At 61.3% G+C, this 23,784-nt stretch carries 19 protein-coding genes and 1 tRNA gene; 3 read left to right on the plus strand and 17 right to left on the minus strand.

From position 1 onward, the window contains the following. Nucleotides 1-139 precede the first annotated feature (139 nt). The 4 genes from Uis1B_RS11890 to Uis1B_RS06860 all read right to left on the minus strand — a co-directional run bounded on the left by Uis1B_RS11890 (nucleotide 140) and on the right by Uis1B_RS06860 (nucleotide 2,093). Nucleotides 140-346: a hypothetical protein gene (locus tag Uis1B_RS11890; RefSeq protein ID WP_133124873.1), complete on the minus strand. Its 207-nt coding sequence runs from the start codon at nucleotides 344-346 to the stop codon at nucleotides 140-142. Nucleotides 347-357: 11 nt separating this feature from the next. After that, the gene (locus Uis1B_RS11895; protein WP_133124874.1) at nucleotides 358-582 is read right to left on the minus strand and encodes a hypothetical protein; all 225 of its coding nucleotides are present in this window, start codon (nucleotides 580-582) and stop codon (nucleotides 358-360) included. Between the two features lie 318 nt (nucleotides 583-900). Continuing rightward, a complete protein-coding gene (locus Uis1B_RS06855) occupies nucleotides 901-1,407 on the minus strand; it encodes a single-stranded DNA-binding protein (protein ID WP_101616820.1) in 507 nt (168 codons plus the stop codon). Nucleotides 1,408-1,469: 62 nt separating this feature from the next. After that, on the minus strand, nucleotides 1,470-2,093 hold the full coding sequence (locus Uis1B_RS06860; protein WP_101616822.1) for a hypothetical protein: 624 nt from the start codon (nucleotides 2,091-2,093) through the stop codon (nucleotides 1,470-1,472). A 430-nt stretch (nucleotides 2,094-2,523) separates the two neighbouring features. On the opposite strand from Uis1B_RS06860, the gene Uis1B_RS06865 reads away from it, so the two are divergent. Next, nucleotides 2,524-5,814 carry a collagen binding domain-containing protein gene (locus Uis1B_RS06865; protein ID WP_165782778.1) on the plus strand — a complete coding sequence of 1,097 codons (3,291 nt, stop codon included), beginning with the start codon at nucleotides 2,524-2,526 and terminating at the stop codon, nucleotides 5,812-5,814. A gap of 21 nt (nucleotides 5,815-5,835) precedes the next feature. On the opposite strand, the gene Uis1B_RS06870 is transcribed toward Uis1B_RS06865, so the two are convergent. Beyond that, nucleotides 5,836-6,477 (minus strand): GDSL-type esterase/lipase family protein, encoded by a 642-nt coding sequence (locus tag Uis1B_RS06870; protein ID WP_101616826.1) that lies wholly within the window; start codon nucleotides 6,475-6,477, stop codon nucleotides 5,836-5,838. A gap of 3 nt (nucleotides 6,478-6,480) precedes the next feature. After that, nucleotides 6,481-7,443 (minus strand): LysR family transcriptional regulator, encoded by a 963-nt coding sequence (locus Uis1B_RS06875; RefSeq protein WP_243390293.1) that lies wholly within the window; start codon nucleotides 7,441-7,443, stop codon nucleotides 6,481-6,483. Between the two features lie 305 nt (nucleotides 7,444-7,748). Between Uis1B_RS06875 and Uis1B_RS06880 the strand changes: the two genes are divergently transcribed. Beyond that, nucleotides 7,749-9,194, plus strand: coding sequence for an aspartate ammonia-lyase (locus Uis1B_RS06880; protein ID WP_101616950.1), 1,446 nt, complete (start codon nucleotides 7,749-7,751; stop codon nucleotides 9,192-9,194). A 4-nt stretch (nucleotides 9,195-9,198) separates the two neighbouring features. Here Uis1B_RS06880 and Uis1B_RS06885 read toward each other — a convergent pair whose 3' ends face one another. The 11 genes from Uis1B_RS06885 to Uis1B_RS06935 form a co-directional block, all read right to left on the minus strand. Next, nucleotides 9,199-10,089 (minus strand): Nif3-like dinuclear metal center hexameric protein, encoded by an 891-nt coding sequence (locus Uis1B_RS06885; RefSeq protein WP_101616828.1) that lies wholly within the window; start codon nucleotides 10,087-10,089, stop codon nucleotides 9,199-9,201. A gap of 91 nt (nucleotides 10,090-10,180) precedes the next feature. Continuing rightward, on the minus strand, nucleotides 10,181-13,012 hold the full coding sequence (gene polA, locus Uis1B_RS06890) for a DNA polymerase I (RefSeq protein WP_101616830.1): 2,832 nt from the start codon (nucleotides 13,010-13,012) through the stop codon (nucleotides 10,181-10,183). 7 nt (nucleotides 13,013-13,019) lie between these two features. Next, entirely contained in the window at nucleotides 13,020-13,631 is a 612-nt protein-coding gene (locus Uis1B_RS06895; protein WP_207763391.1) for an ANTAR domain-containing response regulator, read from the minus strand. A gap of 128 nt (nucleotides 13,632-13,759) precedes the next feature. Continuing rightward, nucleotides 13,760-13,833, minus strand: a tRNA-Leu gene (locus Uis1B_RS06900). A 157-nt stretch (nucleotides 13,834-13,990) separates the two neighbouring features. After that, nucleotides 13,991-15,433, minus strand: coding sequence for a pyruvate kinase (gene pyk, locus Uis1B_RS06905; protein ID WP_101616834.1), 1,443 nt, complete (start codon nucleotides 15,431-15,433; stop codon nucleotides 13,991-13,993). Nucleotides 15,434-15,575: 142 nt separating this feature from the next. Continuing rightward, nucleotides 15,576-16,574, minus strand: coding sequence for a TerC family protein (locus Uis1B_RS06910; RefSeq protein ID WP_101616836.1), 999 nt, complete (start codon nucleotides 16,572-16,574; stop codon nucleotides 15,576-15,578). 127 nt (nucleotides 16,575-16,701) lie between these two features. Then, on the minus strand, nucleotides 16,702-17,061 hold the full coding sequence (locus tag Uis1B_RS06915; RefSeq protein WP_101616838.1) for a hypothetical protein: 360 nt from the start codon (nucleotides 17,059-17,061) through the stop codon (nucleotides 16,702-16,704). A gap of 47 nt (nucleotides 17,062-17,108) precedes the next feature. Next, a complete protein-coding gene (gene uvrB / locus Uis1B_RS06920) occupies nucleotides 17,109-19,220 on the minus strand; it encodes an excinuclease ABC subunit UvrB (RefSeq protein WP_101616840.1) in 2,112 nt (703 codons plus the stop codon). Nucleotides 19,221-19,315: 95 nt separating this feature from the next. Further along, the gene (gene coaE, locus Uis1B_RS06925; RefSeq protein WP_101616842.1) at nucleotides 19,316-19,942 is read right to left on the minus strand and encodes a dephospho-CoA kinase; all 627 of its coding nucleotides are present in this window, start codon (nucleotides 19,940-19,942) and stop codon (nucleotides 19,316-19,318) included. A gap of 216 nt (nucleotides 19,943-20,158) precedes the next feature. Continuing rightward, nucleotides 20,159-21,637 carry a 30S ribosomal protein S1 gene (gene rpsA, locus Uis1B_RS06930; protein ID WP_101616844.1) on the minus strand — a complete coding sequence of 493 codons (1,479 nt, stop codon included), beginning with the start codon at nucleotides 21,635-21,637 and terminating at the stop codon, nucleotides 20,159-20,161. 199 nt (nucleotides 21,638-21,836) lie between these two features. Continuing rightward, nucleotides 21,837-22,724, minus strand: a complete 888-nt coding sequence (locus Uis1B_RS06935; protein ID WP_101616846.1) for a bifunctional methylenetetrahydrofolate dehydrogenase/methenyltetrahydrofolate cyclohydrolase — start codon at nucleotides 22,722-22,724, stop codon at nucleotides 21,837-21,839. 118 nt (nucleotides 22,725-22,842) lie between these two features. Between Uis1B_RS06935 and Uis1B_RS06940 the strand changes: the two genes are divergently transcribed. After that, nucleotides 22,843-23,766, plus strand: coding sequence for a metal ABC transporter solute-binding protein, Zn/Mn family (locus Uis1B_RS06940; protein ID WP_165782779.1), 924 nt, complete (start codon nucleotides 22,843-22,845; stop codon nucleotides 23,764-23,766). Nucleotides 23,767-23,784 lie beyond the last annotated feature (18 nt).

A 23,784-nucleotide genomic window follows, 5' to 3' on the forward strand; every position in this document is an offset into this window, starting at 1 on the left:
CCGCAGGGCGGCGCCTACTGGATCGTCAAGGCCGTGAACACCACCGGCAGCCAGGGCGCGACGCTCACCATCACCGGGTCGAGCGCCGAGACCAGGTGGCTGCTCAAAGGAGCGGCGGCCGGCGACAAGGTCGACACGGTCAGCCCCGGCAGCGGCCTGACCAGCCGGCCGGTGGTATGGCGACCGTCCTCGCATCGCCGCACCGCAGCAGCACGCGCACGCTCAGACCATCCACAAAATGCAGATCAAGGACACGCGACTTCATCTCCTGCGAATACATCACGGACTCCAATCCAGACGCCAAGGCGCCCAACTTTTCGTCCGCGCCCCCTTTCCACACGCTCACACGGCCCACTTTCAATTGAACACACACAGCTTGCAGAACCGGTCGTACCCCATGAACGGCATCCTGCCCGGGAACAGCATCGCGTACACCTCGTCGTCCATCTTCGTCTCCACGTCCTTGTATGAGACGCCGAGCCGGTCGGTCGCGTCGAACACGTCGAACACGCTGTGCTTCGACATGCCGTAACCCACGGCTATCGCGTTGCGCGACAACCCCTGATCGTGAAGCCTGAGCACGAGCTTCACCTTGATCCCAGCGAAAACCAGCCCACCCAAACCCAGCCGGACAAGCCAAACAAACGCCCGCCCAAATATGATGTCGCAAGTTCGAATCCCGCTGTCCCGACGGCAAGAGTCCTGCTCACGCAAGGGAGACAGGACTCCTCCTTCTTTTGCATTTTGCAGATGTTGCAGGGCTATAACCTTGCGACGATATCTTTCTCGATGGCCGAAGGCTTGGTAGTAGGGGCGTACCGCAGTCCAAGTCATCTGAAATACGCCGACGGACCCAGTTCATCGGGATGATGAGCCGGGTCCGTCGATTGCGAGAAGAAATTAGAACTCGGGGTCGGCGGTCCAGGGATCAGCGGTCTCGTCGTCCCAGTGGTACCCGCCGCCTGCGACGGGCCGTGCCGTACCAGTACCGGCCGAGTCCGCCGTGTCGGTGCGGGCTCGAGCGGCGTCGGCGCGCGCCTGGCGAAGGAGATCGATACCGATGGTGTCGATGATGACGACGGGGTCGGCGTGCACCGTGCCCTGCCGGTCGGTCCAGGTCTCGGGCGCGTCGAGCCGCCCGGTAGCGACGACGGGCGTGCCCTTGGCGAGCCGACCGTCGGCGACGAGCCGGCCGACGAGGTCGGCCGTCGGGCCGAACGCCTTGAGGATGACGACCAGCGTGACGCCGGTGTCCTCCCACCGTCGGGTCTCGGGGTTGCGGCGGCGTTCGGATTTGAGCAGGCGGATCGCGGCGAAGCTACGGCGGCCGTCCCGTCCTGCCCTGTAGACGGGTTCGCGTCCGATGTTGCCGTCGGCGCGCAGCGTGGGTGTGATGATGTCAGTCATAGTGATGTTCCTTTCTTGGTTGTTCTACATATATCAACCGGACAAACGGGAAAAGGAGCGCATCATGGCCGGGACCGTCGATCCCACACGGGCACGGTTCCCTCGGGCACCGGCTCGCCTATGGGGATCCCGTCGCACGAGTATCCGAACTCGTGGTCGCCGATATGGAGCCGGCCGGAGGATCGGTTGGACAGGACGATCAGACGAAGAAAGCATCGAAGGAGCTCCTCCCCTCCGCTTTCGTTTGCCGCTGCGGCAGTCCCAAGAAGGAACGCATACTCCTGATTGCAGCCGTATTCCTTACTCCCTCCACTGCAGTAGGGAGACACGTATCGGGAGCGAACGGCGAGAAAGACCATTTCCCATTCATCAGGTCCGGCCGCAGCGAGCAGTCCCATCCGCTGATCCAGCGTCAGATACCGACGTCCGAAACGGCCGCTGAGCGCGATCATCCACGCCGGGCTGATCGCATACTCGAGGCGATCCAGACTATCGTCCGAAGGGACGATACCCAGACTGTCCCTCATTTTCATGGGCCTGCGGAAGTGTTCGTCGGCCCGGCCTAACAACGGGTGGCCGAGGATTTCGCCGACCGTTTCCGCTGATGCCAGACCGAGATCGAGCGTCTGGTCGAGCAGCGGGTATTCCCGCTTGGCCTTTTGCCTGGTACCGTCTTCGTGACGCATTTCATTCCCTTTCCATCGTTGCGTATCGGGATGCACCAAGTGCAACCGGACAATTTCACAAATTGGGTGATTTCACTGAGTTTTCTGGGCGGATCCCGAACTACGCACACGCGCCACTCGCCGCGGCCGGAGTTCCCTTGTATACTCCACCACGGCCATCCCGAAACCCCAGTCCAAGAAACAGCCCCCGTATACGAAGAATAGGCCTTTCGCAACGCAGTCGGTTTCGCTGCAGTCACCGACCAAGCCATGCGAAGTCGCCTCTACGTAGACGCATGTAGATTCCCCGCGTCATGTCCGGGCGTGCGGACAATGTTGATGGTGCAGTTCAGTGCTGTTGGTAGTGCAGTTCGGTTCAGTGCAGTAGCGAGTGGTGAGAGGGGACGCCATGCGTCTGTTCAGGAGCTCAGCGAAACAGATAATGATCGCATTGGTCGTAGCAGCCGCAATGCTGTTGAGCGGCATAGGCATCGCCAGTGCCGCGGAGGGCGACGGCGTCTACAATCCCGACGCCCCGGCCGTTGAAGTCGGCAAGGACGGCTCCAAAACCAAAGTCACCGTCAAGCTGTATCGGGACAAGGATCACATGGATCCGTTCGACTCGACCGCCGACAAGCTCAAGGTGGGCGAAACCCTCTACGGCTACATCGAATGGGATTGGGATGAATCCGAAAAGCCCACATTGGAAAGCCCCACACGCTTCTACACGTTTCCCGACAACATCAGTGTCAGGAACATCGAACCGAATGACCTGTTCGATGGCCAGGGCAACGTGGCGGGAACATGGTGGATCAGCAACGGTCTGGCCTATGAGAAGTGGAACGAAGACTGGCTGCGTCAGCACGGCTCCGACATCAAATCGTTCGTGAGCTTCGACTTCACGCTCAAAGGCGATGGCGGCGTCGACAGCAACAAGGAGACGGTCACCTTCCCCGGTACCGGTTCGGGCATCACCATCCAGCTCGATAAAACCGAGATAGAGGGCGGCAAGGATTGGACGGTCAACGACGACGGCACCGTAACGTTCACCGTCACGCTCAACAACAGGTTCGATGTCAGCAACCTCGTGGTCACCGACATGATGGGCACGAACTTCCGGTTCGCGCCCGAAAGCTTCCGGTTTGACGGCAAGACGATTGCGGCGGACGGTGTCTCCGTGGACGGGCAGCAAGCCACCGTAAGGCTCGGCAGCGTCAAAACCGCCGACGGCAATGGCCACAAGCTCACCTACAAGGCCACGCTTTCCGAGGCGGCACTCAGCAAGCTCGCGCAGGGCGAGAAGCTCGACGACGCCGACAACACCGCCACATGGCAGTGGGATGGCAGCAATCCGGGAGGCAGCGAGCCGAACAGCGCCCATACCACACCCGATCTCTCCTATCGGATGGTGGACAAGGGCGATGGTGCAGCCGACGGCAGCGCGGGCATCAAATGGACGGTGAACCTCAACGTCGGCAACCTCAAGGCCGACATGGGCGACTACGTCTTCACCGACACCCTGAAGTCCGGCCATAAGTACGCCGGCTCCTACACCGTCTATGAAGGCGCCAGCGGGAACAACATCTACGCCACCGGCACACTGGATCCCACGGCCACGAGCTTCACCTACACGTTCCCCCAGGATGCCGGACGGCGGCAATACCGCATCGTCTACCACACCAGGCTCGACGACCCGAAATCGCATGGCAGCGCGGTCAACAACGCGCAGGCCACTCCGCCGCCCAACTCCGGGCGGCCCAACGGCAGCGACGTCGGCGTGTTCACACCCGACATCGACTACATCCATAAGCAGCTTGATTCGAGCGCATCCACGAACGACGCCGGCGAAGCCACCTGGACCTCGACCATCTACACCTCCCGCATGCCGAAATCGACCGACCCCACCACACTCGAATTCGCCGACGCGCTGAACGGTCAGCCGAACGGCTCTACCTTCCATTTCACAGCCAAACCGACGTTCACGATCGGAAGCGCCACCCTCGTGGAGGGAACCGACTACGATTTCACGCGGTCCTTCACGCCCGGCAAAGACACATCATTCAACGTCAAATTCAAAGGCGACTCCGTCAAGGCCGCCTTCGGCGCCGCCGACATCATCGTCACCTACGCCACCGTGTGCAGCGGAACGCCCGGCGACTACGCCAACCGTTCCCTCGTCAAGTTCGGCAGCAACCCCAGTCAGGGCTACAATGCGGTGGACCACGTCGACAAAACCAATCTGGTCTCCAAAACCGGCAAACTCCACAGGGACAGCCGCTTCCAGTGGAGCACGATCGATCCGAACGACACCTCAGTGGGCGCATGGGTGGCCAACTGGACCGTCGTGGTGAACGAGGATGCCGATCCCAACAACCATCATGGTCAGGTGAACACCGAGGGCAAGCCCATCGTGGTGCGAGAAACCCTACCCGAGGGCATGAGCTACGTGCCGGGCGGCAAATACGACATTCAGGCGGGTCTGGATGTCGGCCCATTCAGGAATCAGGACCTTGACAAGACCATCACCTCCAACAACAACGGCCGGCTCGAATTCACCATCCCCACGGACAATCTGCGGCAGAACGACGGCTACTACAAGGCCTTCGCCACGCTCACCTATCAGACCGCAGCCAAGGGAACAGGCAAGGACGTAGCCTTCACCAACACCGCGAGCGCATCGACGAACGGCACCGATCTCGGCGGCGGCTCCGCCACGGTCACCGGCAGGAATCCCGTGATCGACAAGACAGCCCATGCCGAGGAGCAGCTCAACCATGTGCGCTACACCATTGCGGTGAACCCCGAGGGCGTCGACACCGTGCCGGACTCCGACACGGTGACGCTTTCCGACGTGATGGATGCCAAGGGAACCTTCCTGCCCGGTTCGATGCGGATCACCAATGATGCCACGGACGGCAGGCTTGATGTGCCCGTCAGGCTCGAAGACGTCACCGACGCCGACGGCAATCCGACGCAGAAACTCACGATCACCCTGCCGGATGCCACGCCAGTGAGGGTCGTCTACGACGTCATGCCCTCCGGCAGGCCCGGAGACAAGGTGAATCTCAGGAATGTGGCCACGCTGGAAGGGCAGCGTGGCGGCAGCGCAACCAACGAAAGGGAGTGGGGCGTCACCAACGCGCAGGCCGGCACGTCGGGTACGGCCGGCTCCATCGCCATCATCAAGGTGGATGCGTCGTACCTGTCCCGGACTCTGCCGGGCGCCAGGTTCGCGCTCTACAAAGTAGACATGAACAAGCTGGGCAAGCCGTCCAACGGCAAGGTCACCGACGAGCAGGTCGAGACCGCGGCAGCGAAGGTACGCGCCGGTACGACCGATGCCAACGGCTCGCTGGAATTCGGCACCGCGGAGGATCCACTCGACAACTACGCGCTCTACTATTTCGTGGAGACCGAAGCCCCCACCTTCACCAGGGATGATGGCACTGTGGTGAAGTACGTCCTTGACTCCACCAAGCACTATGCGATGATCAGGGGCGACAACGACGCCGAGTATCAGAAGGCGCTCGACAAAGCCCGGAGCTTCGGGCTGCCGGTGTCGACCAACACGACGTTCACGGTTGCCGACGAGCGCATCCCAGTGCCGGTCAACACGCTGCCGCTCACCGGCGGTTTCGGCGTGCAGATCGGCTGGGCGGCCATCGGAGGCCTGTTTCTGATCGTCATCGGCACTGCCATGACGCTGGCCGCCCGACGCCACGGCAAGCGTCACCAGGCGTAGGCACGGCAACGTGCAGGGAAATCAGCCGGGAAATTCGCTACGGAGCATGTCGGCGACGGCGTCGGCCAGCCGCGCGTGGCTCCTCGCATCCATGTGCAGCTTGTCGGCGTCACTGGCTTCGGCCACGGCGGCCGCGTCGAGGAACAGCCATCCGTTCTCCTCGGCGACACTGCGGTAGAACGGCGCCAGACGGTGCGAACGCTCCACGGAATCCTCGGCGAAGCCCACATACGGGCTACGCGAAATCCCGGGTTTGACGGCGATCGGCGACACCAGCAGAATCCGAGGGGCGGGACCGCATCCGCCGTACGGATAGTCGCGGATCGTCGCACACACCTGACCGGCCGCCGCGGCGATGGTGCGCGGCGACGCGTGGAACAGCTCCTTGAGATCATTCGTGCCGAGACTTACGATCACGCAGTCGAGCGGACGATGGGACTGCAATATGATCGGCAGCGCGTGAATGCCCGCACGCTGCGGTTCCAGCGGATTATCGAACACCGTGGTCCGCCCGCCCATCCCCTCCTCGATCACACGCCACTCCGGGGCGAGCATCGTGGCGAGCCGACCGGTCCAGCGAACGTCGAACGGATGCCGTGTTCCCGGATGGAGCGGATCGGTGCCGAACGTGTTGGAATCACCGAAGCAAAGCAGAGTTCTCATGCTTCATGATGGTACACGTCCAATATGACCGGAGGTGAGATCCACATCCTCGGCGGTGGCCGTGGACAGCAGCATTGATACGGCGAGATCGGCGATATATGAGGCCATCGGCGAAAGCTCCCAATCCTTGCGGGTCACCAGAGCGAACGTATCGTAGATCGGCTCCTCAAACGACGTGGTGTACACGGTCGACGGGAAATCCACGTCCATGGCCACCGCCTTCGGCAGGATCGTATCCCCCAGACCGTGGGCCACCAGATCGACCGCCGCGCCCACCGTTTCGATCTCGATGATCGGTTCCAGCGTGATGCCATGCATCTGCGCCTGCTGGGCGAGCTGACGGCGGGACGGATCATGCCATCCATGGTGGGCGTCATAGAGGATCAACGGCTCGGCGGGAATGTCCTCGACCCGCATCGGCCGTGCGCACCGCTCCGGCTTGGAACTGGCCCACACGATCTCCTGCCGCATCAGCGGCGTGATCTCCAATCCCTCGGACGGCACCGGCAGACATAGCAGACCCGCCTCCAGTTCACCGTCACGCACTGCATCCGCCACTTCGAACGAATTCTGTCCGACAAGACGCAGATGTACGTTCGGATGCGCCTCGCAGAACACCGCCGCGAGTCCGGACAATCCGTAGTATCCGGCGTTGCGCAGAATCCCGAACGATACCGTACCCCCCTTTCCCGTCAGCAGCGACGTCAACGCGCTTTGCGCCCCCAGCGCACCGTCGAGCAGACGCTTCGCCCACGGCAGCAAGGTACGTCCGGCCGTGGTGAGCACTAGGCGACGCCCTCCTCGAACAAACAGCGGAAGACCGTAACTGGTTTCTATCTTGCGCACCAGCTCGCTCACCGTCGGCTGCGTCATGCCCATGTAGTCGGCGGCGGCGGTGAACGACCCCAATGTGGCGGCGTAGTAGAACGCCTGAACCTGCGTCAACGTCATCGAAGCGGCAGTCATATACCCCCCTATTCTTGTGAGCAACCAATCCATCGCACTGCCATGGCCAGCGGGATCACTCCTCGAATCCATAGGCACCAACGATGCGGACAATCTACAATCCATAGGTTTTCCCTGTGTTAATTCAAGGAAGTGGTGCTCTTGTGCGATACATCATGGGTGCGTATGGTCTGGAACTGTTGATTTCCACGGCGCACCCCCACGAAACCAGCACGCCGACACCTCGGCAAAACCGAGCATTACCGAACACCAGGAGGTTACCAATGACCGCTGCGACCCTGACCGATGTGGCCATCACCGATACCATGCGCAATCCAGACGGCGTCCGTCCCTTCGACCCGAACACCGGCGACAACCGCGCCACCAGAACGGAGCACGACTGCATCGGCAGCCTGCCGGTCCCGGCGAAGGCCTATTGGGGCATCCACACGCAGCGAGCCATCGAAAACTTCCCCATCTCCGGCATCCCCGTCAGCCACCACCCCGAACTGATCCGCGCCTACGCGCTGGTGAAGCAGGCATGCGCCCGGGCCAACGCCGAACTGGGCGGCATCACCCAGACGCAATGCCGACTCATCGACGCCGCCTGCCGGGACCTCTACGACGGGCGCCTGAACGACCAGTTCCCCGTGGACGTATTGCAGGGAGGCGCGGGAACCAGCACCAACATGAACGTGAACGAGGTGATCGCCAACCGCGCCCTGGAAATCGCCGGCCATCGCCGCGGCGACTACCGGCTCATCCATCCGAACGACACCGTCAACAAGTCGCAGTCCACCAACGACACCTACCCAGCCGCATGCCGTCTCGCGCTGATCTTCGCGCTGCGCAGGCTCATCCGCAGCGGCGAGGCTCTGGCCATGTCGTTCATGGCGCTCTCCCACCGCACCGACCACATCGTCAAGCTGGGCCGCACACAGCTCCAGGACGCCGTGCCCATGACGTTCGGCCAGGAGTTCGGCGCATACCATTCCGTGCTGTGCGATGACGTACGACAGCTCAACGCCGAAATCGGCCGTCTCTCCACGGTGAACCTCGGCGGCACCGCCATCGGCACCGGCATCTGCGCCGACCCTCGGTTCCGGGAAACCGTCGTCAAACACCTGCGGTACGTCTCCGGCATCTGCGTGACCGCAGCCAAGGATTCCATCGCCGCCACCAGCGACATGGGCGATTTCGTCGACACGTCCAGCGCGATGAAGCGCATGGCCGTGCATCTGGGCAAGATCGCCAACGACATCCGTCTGCTCACCAGCGGACCTCAGGCCGGTCTCGTGGAGATCCATATTCCGGCGAGGCAGGCGGGTTCCTCGATCATGCCGGGCAAGATCAACCCGGTGATCCCGGAAAGCGTGAACCAGAGCGTATTCACCGTGATGGGCATGGACACCACGGTGGCGTTCGCATCGGAGGCGGGCCAGCTTCAGCTCAACGCCTTCGAACCGGTGGTCGTGCATTCGCTGCTCGACGGCATGACGATCCTCGCCCATGCCATGGATACGCTGCGCGCCAACTGTGTGGACGGCATCACCGTCAATGCCGAACTGGGGCGTGAGCGCGCCGAGCACAGCGCGTCACTGGCCACGTCGCTCAACGGCTACGTCGGCTACGAGGAGGCGGTTCGTCTGGCCAAGAAGGCATTGGCCGAGGGACGCAGCGTGCACGACGTGGCGGTGGATGAAGGTCGGATCCGCAAGGAGATCCTCGACGACGTGCTCGACCCGCTGAAGCTCTCCCGCCTCGGCCGCTGATGATTCAGACCCGCATCGACCAGGGGTCGGTGTTCGTCCGCGAGAGCTCGATCAACGGACGAACACCGGTTTCCCGCTCCACCGCGTCGGCGACATCGCCGACGAGATAGTGGAACAGCGAACGTTCGATCGCGGAGTGCGGCGTGTTGATCAGCATCGGGCGGGGCATGGCATCGCCGGATCCGACCGCAAAGCCACGGGCGCGCAGCTCGGCCTCATACACCGCCTGCTGCCAAGCGTCGGTGGCCGGATGATGCCGCAGATCACTGGTGATGTATACGTCCACACCGCTGGCCCGCACCTCGTCGAACAGGGAGTCTCCCGAACCGGGCAACGTAGCGACGGTACGAACCTGCGCATCGGGATCGCCCGCCACCTGAACACCCATCTGCGTGTGAGGCAACAGCTGCGACACCTTGCGGGCAAGATCACCCAGCGTCGTCGGAGAAGCGAGCCGACCGACCCGCCCCAAGCCCACGGGATGGTCGCCATTCGGATCGTCGATGGGCACCAGAGGCTTCTGCTCCAACAGTCCCAGACGATCGGCGAAGGCGTGGGCCGTTCCCCGGTGAGCCGAATCGGCGTTGGTGTGTCCCACCCACAGCGCGCAGCCGGCCCCCACCAGCGTATTGACGATATCCCCCCGAAATCCCAGACCGGACACCGCATGCACCGAACGGAAGAACAGCGGGTGATGGGTGATCATCAGATCGGCCCCATAGGCCACGGCCTCGCGAACGGTCGCGATCGTCGGATCGACCGCGCAGTATATGCGGCGCACCGGATGAGCGAGATCACCCACGATCAGACCCGGCTCATCCCAGCTTTCGGCATATCTCAACGGATACAGAGTCTCCAGCACGTCGACCACGCGCTTCACCGTAGGATCACCCATACGTCTCCTCCTTACGATCCCATGATCGGACTTCGATCAGGCGTCTCCATACCATCACCTTCGAATCCGACGATACGCAGCACGCCCCTGATCAGTGCGCGGCCAACTGCCAGTCGTCGCCGATGCCGGTGGAAACATCCAGCGGCACGTCCAGATGCACCGCGGTCTCCATGGCCCGGCTCACCAGATCGGTGACCCGCTCGGCCTCTCCCCCGGCCACCTCCAGCACCAGTTCGTCATGGATCTGCAGAATGATGCGGCTTCGAACGCCCGCCTCACGCAACGCGCCATCAGCCTTGATCATCGCCAGCTTCATGATGTCCGCGGCGGTTCCCTGAATCGGCGCATTGAGAGCGCCACGCTCCGCCGCATCCCGAACCCGACGGTTCGTGGAACGCAGTCCGGGGAAATACCGGCGGCGACCGAACATGGTTTCGGTGTACCCCTTCTCCCTTGCCTCGGAAACCAGCGTCTCCAAATATTCATGCACCTTGCCGAAGGTGGCGAAATACTTGTCCTTGAGTACATCGGCCTCCGCGGGAGAGATCTTCAGCTGCTGGGCCAAACCGTATGTGCTCAGACCATAGGCCAGACCATAGCTCATCGCCTTCACATGCGAACGCTGATCCGCAGTGATATCATCCACGGGAATCCCATACACCAGCGAAGCCACATACCGATGAAAATCCGCTCCCGACCGGAACGCTTCGATCAGCGACTCGTCACCGGAACAGTGCGCCATGATGCGCAGCTCCACCTGCGAATAGTCGCAGCTCATCAACGACACGTAGCCTTCTCCCGGCACGAAGGCGCCACGAATCTCACGACCGGCCACATTCCGGTTGGGAATGTTCTGCAGGTTGGGGGCCACGGAACTCAGACGCCCAGTGGCGGCTACGGTCTGTTCGAACGTGGTGTGAATGCGACCGTCGTTCCCGTTCACCTCATCAAGCAGACTCTGCACGATCTGCTTGAGCTTGTTGGTCTCCCGGAATCGCAGCAACGATACGAGGAACATGCTGGCACGCTCGTTGTTGACGTTGCGAATGGCCATCTCCTGCAAAGCCGAAGCATCGGTGGTATACCCGCCGCTTTTGGTCTTGCGCGTTCCTCGAAGCTGCATGTCGTCGAACAGCACCGTCTGCAGCTGCTTAGGACTCTGCAGGTTGATGCGCTTGTTCGCGGCATCCCATGCCTGCTCCTGCGCCTCGCGGGCCTCCGCCGCGAAACGGTCGCGCATATCGACCAATCGGGATTGATCCACGGCGGCGCCACGCAGCTCCATGGCCGCCAGAATCTCCGAAACGGGAATCTCCACGGTGTGCATCAGCTCGTACTGCCGACGCTGACTCATCATCGGCACCAGTTTGCACACCAGTGCGCTCACGCAGGCGACCCGTCGTGCGGCAAGGACCTCGTCGATCTCACCGGCATCACCCTGAGCCTGATCGCCATCAAGCAGAAGCTCGCCCTGGGACGGCTGATCCTTCCGGGATTCGACCTGAACATCCAGAAAATGGGACACGGCCGCATCCAACGAATCCGGATGATAATCGGATTCCACCAGATATCCGGCCAGCTGGGTGTCGAACCACGGATGCGCCGCTTCAATGCCCAATGCTGCGAGCAGATGGATCTGCTCCTTGTACCCGTGCATGGCGCATGTGCCGGCATGGGAGGCCAGCAATCGCGAAATCACGGCACTCTGTTCGCGAGCCTGCGCCGGAGAGAGCACCACCGCATGACGATCAGGGGCGAGAACGCTCAACGACCACGGCGTGCTTTCCCCGTGAAGGATCGTACCTTCGACGTGAATCGTCCAGAAAGCGTTCACGGTTCGGGAAGGATCGTCCAACGAATCGACATGAACCTCGCCTGCGGGAAGAACTTCGACGATATGCCGGGCCGCCCACCCCTCAAACCCATCCGTATCGATATCATCGATGGTCGGATCCTCTATAGCGCATTCAGACTCGGGCTCCTCCGTCGTGATCCGCGAGGATTCGCCTCCGGGAAACGCCTTGAGCAGTCGCTGCTTGGTTCTCGGCCCGAATTCCAACTCGGCGAAGAGCTTGTCCACCGCCGAAAGATCCGGTTCGGCGAGCACCAGGTCGCCCACCTGCGCATTAAGATCAAGATCACGCACCAACGCGTTCACCCTGCGATTGAGCTTCACCTGCTCGATGTTCTCGCGCAGCGCCTCGCCCTTCTTGCCGCCGATTTCGTCGGCGTGCTCGATGATCCCATCAAGGGAGCCGAACTGGTTGATCCATTTCGCGGCGAACCCGTCACCCACGCCGGGAACGCCGGGAATGTTGTCGGCCGTCTCGCCCCTCAACGCGGCAAGATCCGGATACCGCTGCGGGGGAACCTTGTACTTGTCCTCCACGGCCTGCGGCGTCATATGCTTGAGATCTTTGAAATGATGCCCGGGATACAGCACGGTGATCTTGTCGTCGATCAGCTGGAACGCGTCGCGATCACCGGAAAGAACAAGCGTATCGAACCCCGCCTGCTCCCCCATCGTGGCAAGGGTGGCGATGACGTCATCGCCTTCGAATCCCGGCTTCTCGATATACGTGACGCCAAGCGCGTCGAGCAGCCTTTGGATGACCGGCAGCTGCGTGAGCAGATCCTCGGGGGCGGCATCCCGCGTGCCTTTGTATTGAGGCAGCAGTTCGTTGCGGAAGGTACCGCCCTTGACGTCGAACGCAACGGCGATATGAGTCGGGTGCTCGTCAAGAATCACCCGGGAAAGCATGGATGCGAAACCCCACACCGCATTGGTGGCCATGCCGGCCGAAGTGGTGAAATTCTCCACCGGTAGCGCGAAATAGGCGCGGAACGCCAGCGAATGGCCGTCAATGACCAGCAGACGCCTGTCTGCGATCGCTGGTTTCAGACTGGTCGCAGACAGATCCATCGACACCTCAGCCCTGCACCTGATCGATGACGGCGTCCGCGACCTCCTGCATGGTCAGACGACGATCCATCGACGTCTTCTGAATCCAGCGGAATGCCTCGGACTCGGTCAGCCCCATCTTCTCCATCAACAGGCCCTTGGCGCGATCCACACGCTTGCGGGCTTCGAAACGAGCCTTCATATCGGAGACTTCATCACGCAGAGCGTTCATCTGATCGAAACGGCTGATGGCCACTTCCAGCGCGGGGAACAGCTTCTCGGGCACGAACGGCTTAACCACGTAGGCCATGGCACCGGCATCGGCGGCCTTTTCCACCAGATTCTGCTGGGAGAACGCCGTCAGCATGACCACGGGAGCCAAATTTTCCTCAGCGATCTCCTTGGCCGCGGTGATACCGTCCTTCACCGGCATCTTGACATCCATCACCACGACATCCGGCTCAAGCTCCTTGACCAGATCCACGGCCTCCTGGCCGCTAGCCGCCTCTCCGACAACGTCGTATCCCGCGGCGCGCAGGGATTCCACGATATCCAGACGAATCAAGGCTTCGTCCTCGGCCACCACAACAGTGCGACCCTTGGGATCATCGACCAGATCTTCAACATCCACATCAGCCATGTGAGAAGCCCCTTTCATTGTCACAATCTCATAAGCTTGCCGCCGACTTCTTTGTAAGCAGGGGCGTGCCTGTAAGGCCTAGCGAATTTAAAGCCGCACAAAGAAAAGCAGCCAAAGCCGCTCGACCGTGCCCCGGGTGGGACTCGAACCCACACTGTACAGATTTTGAGGCTGTCTCCTCTACCAATTGGGATACCGGGGCGTTTCCTCCTTGTGAGAGAGTACACCATTTGATTCTCCCGCACAAAGATTTGAGCCCGTCCGCGTGTCTTATGACGGAACGCGGACGGGCTCAGACGGTATCGAACCGATCAATTCAGACCATCAGGCCTGCGAATCGTCCGATATCGCGATACGGTTCACTCGCCGTGACCGACGGTGTGCACATAGATGGAGTCGGTGCTGCCCGGCTTGTGATCACCCTGAGAGCAGCTCAGCACCACGATGTGGTCGCCATCCTCCAGCTTGCCGGCAGCCTTCAGCGTGGAGTCGACAAGAGCCATGACTTCCTTGCGGGTCATGTCGTGGTAGTCCTTGTCGAGCAGGAAGGCCTCGGTGCCCCAGCTCAGAGCCAGCCAGTGCTGGGTGTGCTCGTTGGTGGTCAGACCGTAGATCGGGGCGGCCGGACGCTCGCGGGAGATGCGGTGCACGGTGTCGCCGGTCTGGGTGAAGGCCACGATGGCCTTGGCGTTGAGCTTGTCGGCCAGATCCACGGCGGCGGAGGAAACGGCGCCGGACTTGGACATATCCAGGTTCTTCATTTCCGGGATACGGTCGAAGCCGTGGGAGGTGGCGTAGCTGGAGATGCGCGCCATGGTGGACACGGTCTCGGTCGGGTACTTGCCGACGGCGGTCTCGTTGGAGGTCATGGTGGCGTCGGCGCCGTCAAGCACGGCGTTGGCGCAGTCGGAGGCCTCGGCGCGGGACGGCACCGGGGAGTTGACCATGGAGCCGAGAACCTCGGTGGCCACGATCACGGGCTTGGCGTACTTACGGGCCAGCTCGATGATGCGCTTGGTGGCCAGCGGGACCTCTTCCAGCGGGCACTCGACGGCCATGTCGCCACGGGCGGCCATGATGCCGTCGAAGGCCTTGACGATATCCTCAAGGTTCTCAAGAGCCTGCGGCTTCTCGATCTTGGCGACGATCGGGATGCGACGACCCTCCTCGTCCATGATCTCGTGGGCGCGATCGATGTCGGTGGCGAAACGCACGAAGGACATGGCGATGATGTCGGCGCCGGTGCGGATGGCCCAACGCAGATCGGCCTCGTCCTTCTCGGTCAGGGCGGGCAGGCTCACGGCCACACCGGGCAGGTTAATGCCCTTGTGGGAGGAGACGGGACCGGCCACAACGACCTTGGTGTGCACGTTGTTGCCCTCAACGCTGGTGACCTCAAGACGAACCTTGCCGTCGTCGATGAGGATCGGATCCCCCGGATGGCAGTCGCCGGGCAGACCCTTGAACGTGGTGGAGGTGATGTGCTCGTCGCCTTCGATGTCATCGGTGGTGATGGTGAACTCCTGACCGACCTTCAGGAAGACCTTGTCCTCACCATCGGCGTTCTTCTTGAACCAGCCGCAACGAATCTTCGGACCCTGCAGATCAACCAGAGCGGCGACGTTACGACCAACGGTCTTGCCGGCTTCGCGAAGATTGTTGTAGACCCTCAGATGGTCTTCGGGCGTGCCGTGGGAACGATTCAGACGAGCGACGTCCATTCCGGCTTCGACGAGCTTGGTGATGTTCTCCAGCGACTCGGTAGCCGGTCCGATGGTATCTACGATCTTGGCTTTACGCATATTGCCTGCCTATTCCTTCTAGACGGTGGGGGCACGGGATTCCGATGCCCCGCTGTTGCCATGGCTTAGCTTACTATCTGTTCCAGACCTGAGCGCCAACCGCGACGGCGTGTTGTGTGAGCGCTCACTGTTCATAATGCGGTCAGTCCTCGTTCGCCTTCTGCTCGCGAGTGGCCAACTTCCTCATCTTCACCACGCTGGCGATGGCCGCCGTGCCGATGGATACGATGATCACCGCCAACGAAAGCCAGGTGGGGATCTCGGGAACCGCATGGATCGGCTGACCGCCGTTGATGAACGGCAGCGTGTTGGCATGCAGCGCCTCCATGATCAGCTTCACGCCGATGAATCCGAGCACCACGGACAGGCCGATCGGCAGGTACACGAGTTTGTCGATCAGCGCGCCGAGCAGGAAGTACAGCTGCTGGAGTCCGAGCAGGGCGAACACGTTCGAGGTGAAGACGATGAACGGATCCTTGGTGAGACCGAAGATGGCCGGTATCGAGTCGAAGGCGAACATCACATCGGTGGTGCCGATGGCGAGGAACACCACCAGCAGCGGAGTCCAGTAGCGCACTCCGTTCTTCGTGGTGCGCAGCTTCTCGCCGTCGTAGTCCTCGCTGATGCGGATGGCCTTGCGCAGGGTGGCGATCAGAGCGTTCTCATGATATTCCTCATCGTCGTCCTTACCGAACGCAAGGTTGAAGGCGGTATACAGCAGGAACGCGCCGAAGAGGAAGAACACCCAAGTGAACCGGGTGATGATCGCGGCGCCGAGCAGAATGAAGATGCCTCGGAAGATCAGAGCGATGGTGATGCCCACCGAGAGCACGTACTTCTGAATCTGCTTGGGAACCGCGAAGTTCGACATGATGATGACGAACACGAACAGATTGTCGATGCTCAGCGAGTATTCCGTGAGCCATCCGGAGTAGAACTCGATGGCGGGCTGATGTCCGGCGAAATACCAGATGCATCCGCCGAAAATCAACGCCATGACGACGAAGAACGCGATGTGACGCACGCATTCCGCCGTGGACGGCACATGCGGCCGCCGACCGATGATAACCAGATCGACGATGAAGAAAATTGCCAGTACCACAAACGTGGCAACCATGAACCATAAGGGTGTCTCAGCCATGTGACACCACTATACGGAAAAAACATGACGGATGATGCGGACTTGAACCACGTACCGGCATTTGCCTTGCGGATCGCGCCTCCGGCATCATCCCCTCCGGGGGAAGGATGCAGCGACGTTCCCCGTCCTAGTCGGCGTGAGACGTCGTGACCTTTCGCGACGTGCGATCATGTTCGCTGTCAGCGGTATCGGACGCATCCTCCTCGGCCACCGCACGACGGACAGCGGTGAACGGCTCCAGCAGCGTTGAGGCATCGGTGATGCCGAACGCGCTACGGCCACCGGTCCGTTCCGGATGATGGTGGATCACGATCGTGGCCAGAACCGCCGGAATCATCATGATCATCAGCAGCACGGCGAGCCGCCAATCATACAGCAGACCCGCGGCCACGACCAGCCCTGCCGCCATCAGCACGCCCACGACGATCTGCACGATCGCCATCCGCCGATCACGGCCGTTGCCGTCTCCGGTTCCATCATTCGTCATCGATAGCATCCTTCCTCGTCACGGACCAAACCAGCCGTCCGGATCCGTTATTTTTGCGCTTCGGTCATCTGACGGAGTTCCTTCTTCAGATCCCGTATCTCGTCGCGCAGACGCGCCGCAAGCTCGAACTGCAACTGTTCGGCGGCGGTGTGCATCTGCTCGGAAAGCTGTCGGATGAGATCGACCAGATCCTGCGCCGGCAGACCGGCTTCGAGAATCTCCCGATGCCTCTTCTCGGCCTCGTCGGCGTCGAAGGTGGGAATGCCCAAATGCGAATTGCCGGCCTTGTTCGCATTGCGGTATCCGCCTTCCAACAGGGTTTGGGTATCCACATCCTCCTTGGCAAGCATGTCGTTGACGTCGCTGATCTTCTTGATGAGCGGCTTCGGATCGATGCCGTGCTCACGGTTGTATTCGATCTGCCTGGTCCGCCGTCGATTCGTCTCCTCAATGGCCTTGCGCATGGCGTCGGTGCGATGATCGGCGTACATGATCACCGTGCCGTCCACGTTTCTGGCCGCACGTCCTATCGTCTGGATCAGCGAACGATACGATCTGAGGAAGCCCTCCTTGTCGGCGTCGAGTATCGCCACCAGCGAAACCTCGGGCAGGTCGAGGCCCTCCCTGAGCAGATTGATGCCCACGATCACGTCGATCTTGCCTTCGCGCAGCTCGCGCAGCAGTTCCACCCTTCGCAGCGTGTCCACATCGGAATGCAGATACTCCACCTTGATGTCCCGTTCAAGCAGATAGTCGGTGAGATCCTCGGCCATCTTCTTGGTCAGCGTGGTGACCAACACCCGCTCGTTGCGGCCGACACGCGTCTTGATCTCGCCGAGCAGATCATCCACCTGCCCGCGAACCGGCCGCACATCGATCCTCGGATCCACCAATCCCGTCGGACGGATGATCTGCTCGACCACGCCGTCGGAAAGCCCCAGCTCATAGTCCCCCGGAGTGGCCGACAGGTAGACGGTCTGCCCGATGCGCTGCAGGAACTCATCCCATTTGAGCGGACGGTTGTCCATTGCGCTCGGCAGTCGGAAACCATGCTCCACCAATGTTCTCTTGCGGCTGGCATCCCCCTCGTACATGGCCCCGATCTGCGGGATCGTAACATGGGATTCATCGATCACCAGCAGGAAATCGTCAGGGAAGAAATCCAGCAGCGTATGCGGCGGTGTGCCGGGCTCACGCCCGTCGAAATGCCGTGAATAGTTCTCCACCCCTTGGCACACGCCGATCTGGGTGAGCATCTCCAGATCGTATGTGGTGCGCTGGGTGAGTCTCTGGGCCTCAAGGTCCTTGCCCTGCTTCTTCAACTCGGCCACACGCTCGTCGAGCTCCTCGCGAATGGTCTTGAGCGCGCGCTCCATGCGTGCCGGCCCCGCCACATAATGCGATGCCGGAAAGATGTGCACCTGCGGCTCGTGGGCGATCTCATCGCCGGTCAACGGATGCAGAGTGCTGATGCGGTCGATCTCATCGCCGAAGAACTCGATGCGGATCGCCAGTTCCTCGTATACGGGAATGATCTCGACGGTATCGCCTCGAACCCGGAACGTGCCTCTGGTGAAGGCGATGTCATTGCGCTTATACTGCATGTCGACGAACTTGCGCAGCAGATCGTCCCGGTTGATCTCCTGCCCTTCCTTGAGAAACAGCATGCGCCCGGCGTATTCCTCCGGCGTGCCGAGACCATAGATGCAGCTGACCGTGGCCACCACCACGCAGTCGCGACGGGTGAGCAGATTCGCCGTGGCGGCATGACGCAACCGCTCCACATCGTCGTTGATGTTCGAATCCTTCTCGATGTAGGTGTCCGTCTGCGGAATATAGGCTTCAGGCTGGTAGTAATCGTAGTAGCTGACGAAATAGCTCACTGCGTTGTCGGGCATCAGCTCACGGAATTCGGCACATAGCTGTGCGGCAAGGGTCTTGTTGGGCTCCAGAATCAGCGTGGGACGTTGAAGCCGCTCGATCAGCCATGCGGTGGTGGCGGTCTTTCCCGTTCCCGTGGCTCCCATCAGCACCACGTCATTCTCGCCGTTCTCGATGCGACGGGCCAGCTCGTCGATGGCCTGAGGCTGATCGCCACTGGGCCGATAGGGGGATTTCACCACGAAAGGCTTGTCAATACGCTGAATCTGGAATCCCATATCGCCTGATCACCGTTCCTCTCCTCGACTGTCCTCCGCGTAGCGCCGCATCATCGACCGCCTTCGAAAAAGACGTTGGTAAAACCGGCAAACCATCAGTATGCGGGATGCGTCAGAATACGGTACAGTCTATCCACATCCTCGTACATCTGTTCGAGAGGCTTGGTGGAATCGATCACGTAGTCGGCGATGTCGAAGCGCTGCTGCTGGGTGGCCTGATTCCTGATGCGCGCGATCGCAGCCTCCTTCGTCATGCCCCTGTTGCGCACCATGCGTCGGATGCGCACATCCTCGGGAGCCTCCACCGTGATGATCGCATCGAAGTAATCCCAACGGGCAGTCTCCACCAGTAGGGGGATGTCATGAATCACCAGCCTGCTGGTGCCGTCCTTCGGATCGGGATGCTCGTCTATCCACCGGTATTCAAGACTTCCGGCCTCACGAAACACCAGAGGGTGCACGATGGCATTGAGCGCCCGCAGCTTTTCGGGATCATTGAACACGTTGGTCGAGAGCCATCCGCGGTTGAGCTCCCCGTCACGTCCTCTGGCCCGGCGACCGAACGTACGGATGATCCGGTCGAATCCTTCGGTGCCGCTCGCCGTGACCCTGCGCGCCAGTTCGTCATAGTCGATCACATAGGCACCGAGACTGCGAAACCGGCTGGAAACGGTACTCTTCCCCGCTGCGATGCCTCCGGTAAGTCCGACCCGAGTAAACATCTTCGCTCCTCACGTAGCAAGACGGGCGTCAATGCCCGATCCTCTTCCGCCAACGTTGTTCAGTCTACCCCCGATACGCGGTCAACAGCGGTAGGAGATGAGGCGAATATGCTATGCAAAGCGAATATGCAAAGTGCGGTCGCCGAATCATCGACGACCGCACCCGGTATGTCATTTAGCAGTAACTATTCGATTACTACCGATCGAAGAAGCGATTCACTTCTTCTCGTTGAGCAGCTGCTCGCGCAGGGCGGCCAGCTGGTCGGAACCGGCGAGGGTACCTTCGGAAGTGCTCTCGGAGGAGTAGTTGGAAACCTCTTCCGGCTTGTCTTCCTTCGGAGCCTGACCGTCCTCGGCAGCGGAAGCCTCGGCGTTCGCCAGCTCCTTGGCGACAAACTCCTTGTGCTGCTCCCACAGATCGTGGGCCGCGGCGTACTGGGACTCCCACTCCTCGCGCTGCTTCTCGTAGCCGGGGATCCACTCGTTGGTCTCCGGGTCGAAGCCCTCGGGGTACTTGTAGTTGCCGTTCTCGTCGTACTCGGCCGGCATGCCGTACAGCGCCGGATCGAAGTCTTCGGAGGCGGAATCCACGGAGTCGTTGGCCTGCTTGAGGGACAGGGAGATACGACGACGCTCGAGATCGACGTCGATCACCTTGACGAACACCTCTTCGCCCGGCTTGACGACGGTCTCCGGGTTCTCGACGTGGCGGTTGGCCAGCTCGGAGATGTGCACCAGACCCTCGATGCCGTCATCCACGGAGATGAACACACCGAACTGCACGATCTTGGTGACCTTGCCCTTGACGATCTGTCCGGGGATGTGGGTGCGTGCGAAGCGCTGCCACGGATCCTCCTGGGTAGCCTTAAGCGACAGGGAGATGCGTTCGCGATCGAGATCGACGTCGAGCACCTCGACGGTGACCTTGTCGCCGACCTTGACGACTTCGGACGGGTGGTCGATGTGCTTCCAGGACAGCTCGGAGACGTGGATCAGGCCGTCAACACCGCCCAGATCAACGAATGCACCGAAGTTGACGATGGAGCTGATGACGCCTTCGCGGATCTGGCCCTTCTTGAGCTGCGAGAGGAAGGTCTCGCGCACTTCGGACTGGGTCTCCTCGAGGTACTGGCGACGGGACAGCACCACGTTGTTGCGGTTCTTGTCGAGCTCCAGGATCTTGGCCTGGATCTTCTGGCCGATGTACGGGGCCAGATCGCGCACGCGGCGCATCTCGACGAGGGAGGCGGGCAGGAAGCCGCGCAGACCGATATCGACGATAAGACCACCCTTGACAGCTTCGATGACGGTACCTTCGACCACGCCATCGGCTTCCTTGATCTTCTCGACATCGCCCCAGGCGCGCTCGTACTGGGCACGCTTCTTAGACAGAATCAGACGGCCTTCCTTGTCTTCCTTGGTGATGACAAGGGCCTCGACGGTGTCGCCGACCTCGACGACGTCATCGGGATCGACGTCCTTCTTGATGGAAAGCTCGCGGGAGGGGATCACACCCTCGGTCTTGTAGCCGATATCCAGGAGGACCTCGTCACGATCGATCTTGACGACGGTGCCTTCGACCAGATCACCATCATCGAAGTTCTTGATGGTGGAATCGACTGCCTTGATGAAGTCCTCTTCGGTGCCGATGTCGTTGATGGCGACCTTGGTGACTTCTGCGTTGTTCTCTGCCATGTAAATGTACTGGTTTTCTAATAGATGGATGGATAATACTCGATATTCAATTATGCGTAACGCCTTATGAGCGCACAAGGAGATAGTCTAGCGGGATCCCCGGTCAAATACATTGCGAGGAATCCGGGCGTGTCGCCGATGGGTGGAATCGGGCCGGATCGCACCGCATCGCACCGCCCGAAACAGCTTCGCCGGGATTTCAGTCCCGGGTCCGCAGGGATCGTTCGGCGATGTCCACCACGTTGCTCACCAGCATGGCGCGGGTCATCGGCCCCACTCCCCCCGGATTGGGCGTGTAGGCATAGCAGACCTCCCTCGCAGCCGGATCGATGTCGCCGAGGATCCGTGATCTACCGGTCTGCGGATCCGTCACCCGGCTGACGCCCACATCCACGAGTACGGCATCGGGGCGGACGTCTTCGGGCTTGACGAAATGCGCGCTGCCCATCGCGGCGACGATCACATCCGCCTGACGCATCAGATCATGCACGTTGCGGGTTCCGGTGTGGCAGCACGTCACCGTGGCGTTGATCTCCCTGCGGCCGATCAGCAGACCGATCGTGCGGCCGATGGTGATGCCGCGGCCGAGCACCACCACATGCTTGCCGTCGAGGTCGATGCCGTTCATCGCCAGCAGTTCCACCACGCCGCGCGGCGTGCACGGCAGCGGGGTGGTCAGCTCTCCGCGCGGATGCAGCACCAGTTCGCCGAGATTGTAGGGATGCATGCCGTCGGCGTCCTTGGACGGATCGATCTCGTCGATCACGGCGTTCTCGTCGATGCCCTTCGGCAACGGAAGCTGGACGATGAATCCCGTGCATGCCGGGTTTTCGTTCAGCCGGTGCACGGCATCCACGATCTCTTCGAACGTGGCCGTTTCGGGAAGCTCCTCGGCGATCGATGCAATGCCCACCTCGGCGCAGTCACGGTGCTTGCCCGCGACGTATTTCACCGATCCCGCATCCTGTCCCACCAGCAGGGTGCCCAGTCCGGGGTTCACGCCCTGTTCCTTGAGACGCTCAACCCTGGCGGCGAGATCCGCCTTGATCGAGGCCGCTGCCGCACGGCCGTCCAAACGCAATGCCATATGCTCCTCCGTCGCTGTTCATAGGCCCGCGATCCGCTTCATGTATTCAAGCCGGCGGGCAATGCTCCGCATAATAGGCTATCGTGAAAACAAATCAACCCTGATCAAGGCGGTAACGATGTCGTTCATGTTGTCCCGGATGAAGAAGGTCGCCGCGGCCACCATTACCTGCGTGGCGCTGTCGGCGCTCGGCGCGTGCGGAGGGTCGGCGTCCTCCGGAGGGCAATCCCCGCAGGAACCGATCGCCGTCACCTCATCGATCAATCAGTGGGGTCTGCTGGCCAAGCAGATCGGAGGGGATCAGGTAAAGGTCACTTCCATTCTCGGCAGCACGAACGTCGACGCCCATGATTTCGAACCGCAGACCAGTGACATCGCCACGATTTCGAAGTCGAGGATTCTCGTGGTCAATGGCGCCGGATACGACGAATGGGCCGTCAAGGCATCCGCGGGCACCGTGACCACGGTCAGTGCCGCCGATGCCGTCGGCGCTGCGGATGGGGACAATCCGCACCTGTGGTTCTCGAAGGACGCGCGAAAGGCCATGGCCCGTGAGCTGGCCGAGGCCTTCGCCAAGGAACGCCCCGCCGAGAAGGACTATTTCGACGGTCGGCTCCAGACGTGGTCGAAGAGCGAGAGCGAACTCGAAACCACCATGGACACGTTCGCCGAGAGGCATCCGAAAGCCACCTACGCAGCCACCGAATCCGTGGCCTACTATCTGATGAGCGATCTCAATCTCACCGACGCCACGCCGCAGGCGTATGCCCAGGCGGTTGCGAACGAAAGCGAGCCGGCCCCGGCGGACGTTCAGAAGTTCCAGTCGCTGATCACGGCCGGCAAGATCTCCGTTCTGGTGAACAACACGCAGGAGGCCTCGGACATGACGAATCTCATCACCGGCACGGCCCACAAGTCCTCGGTGCCGGTGCTCGACGTGAGCGAACAGGTTCCCGAAGGGCAGGACAGTCTGGTCAGTTGGATGAACTCGCTGATCTCGGCATGCGAGAAGGCCCTCGACGAGTCGGCTCCAGAGAAGTAGCTCCGAAAAGGAGTCCCG

This window comes from Bifidobacterium margollesii (assembly GCF_002860355.1).
Taxonomy (GTDB): domain Bacteria; phylum Actinomycetota; class Actinomycetes; order Actinomycetales; family Bifidobacteriaceae; genus Galliscardovia; species Galliscardovia margollesii.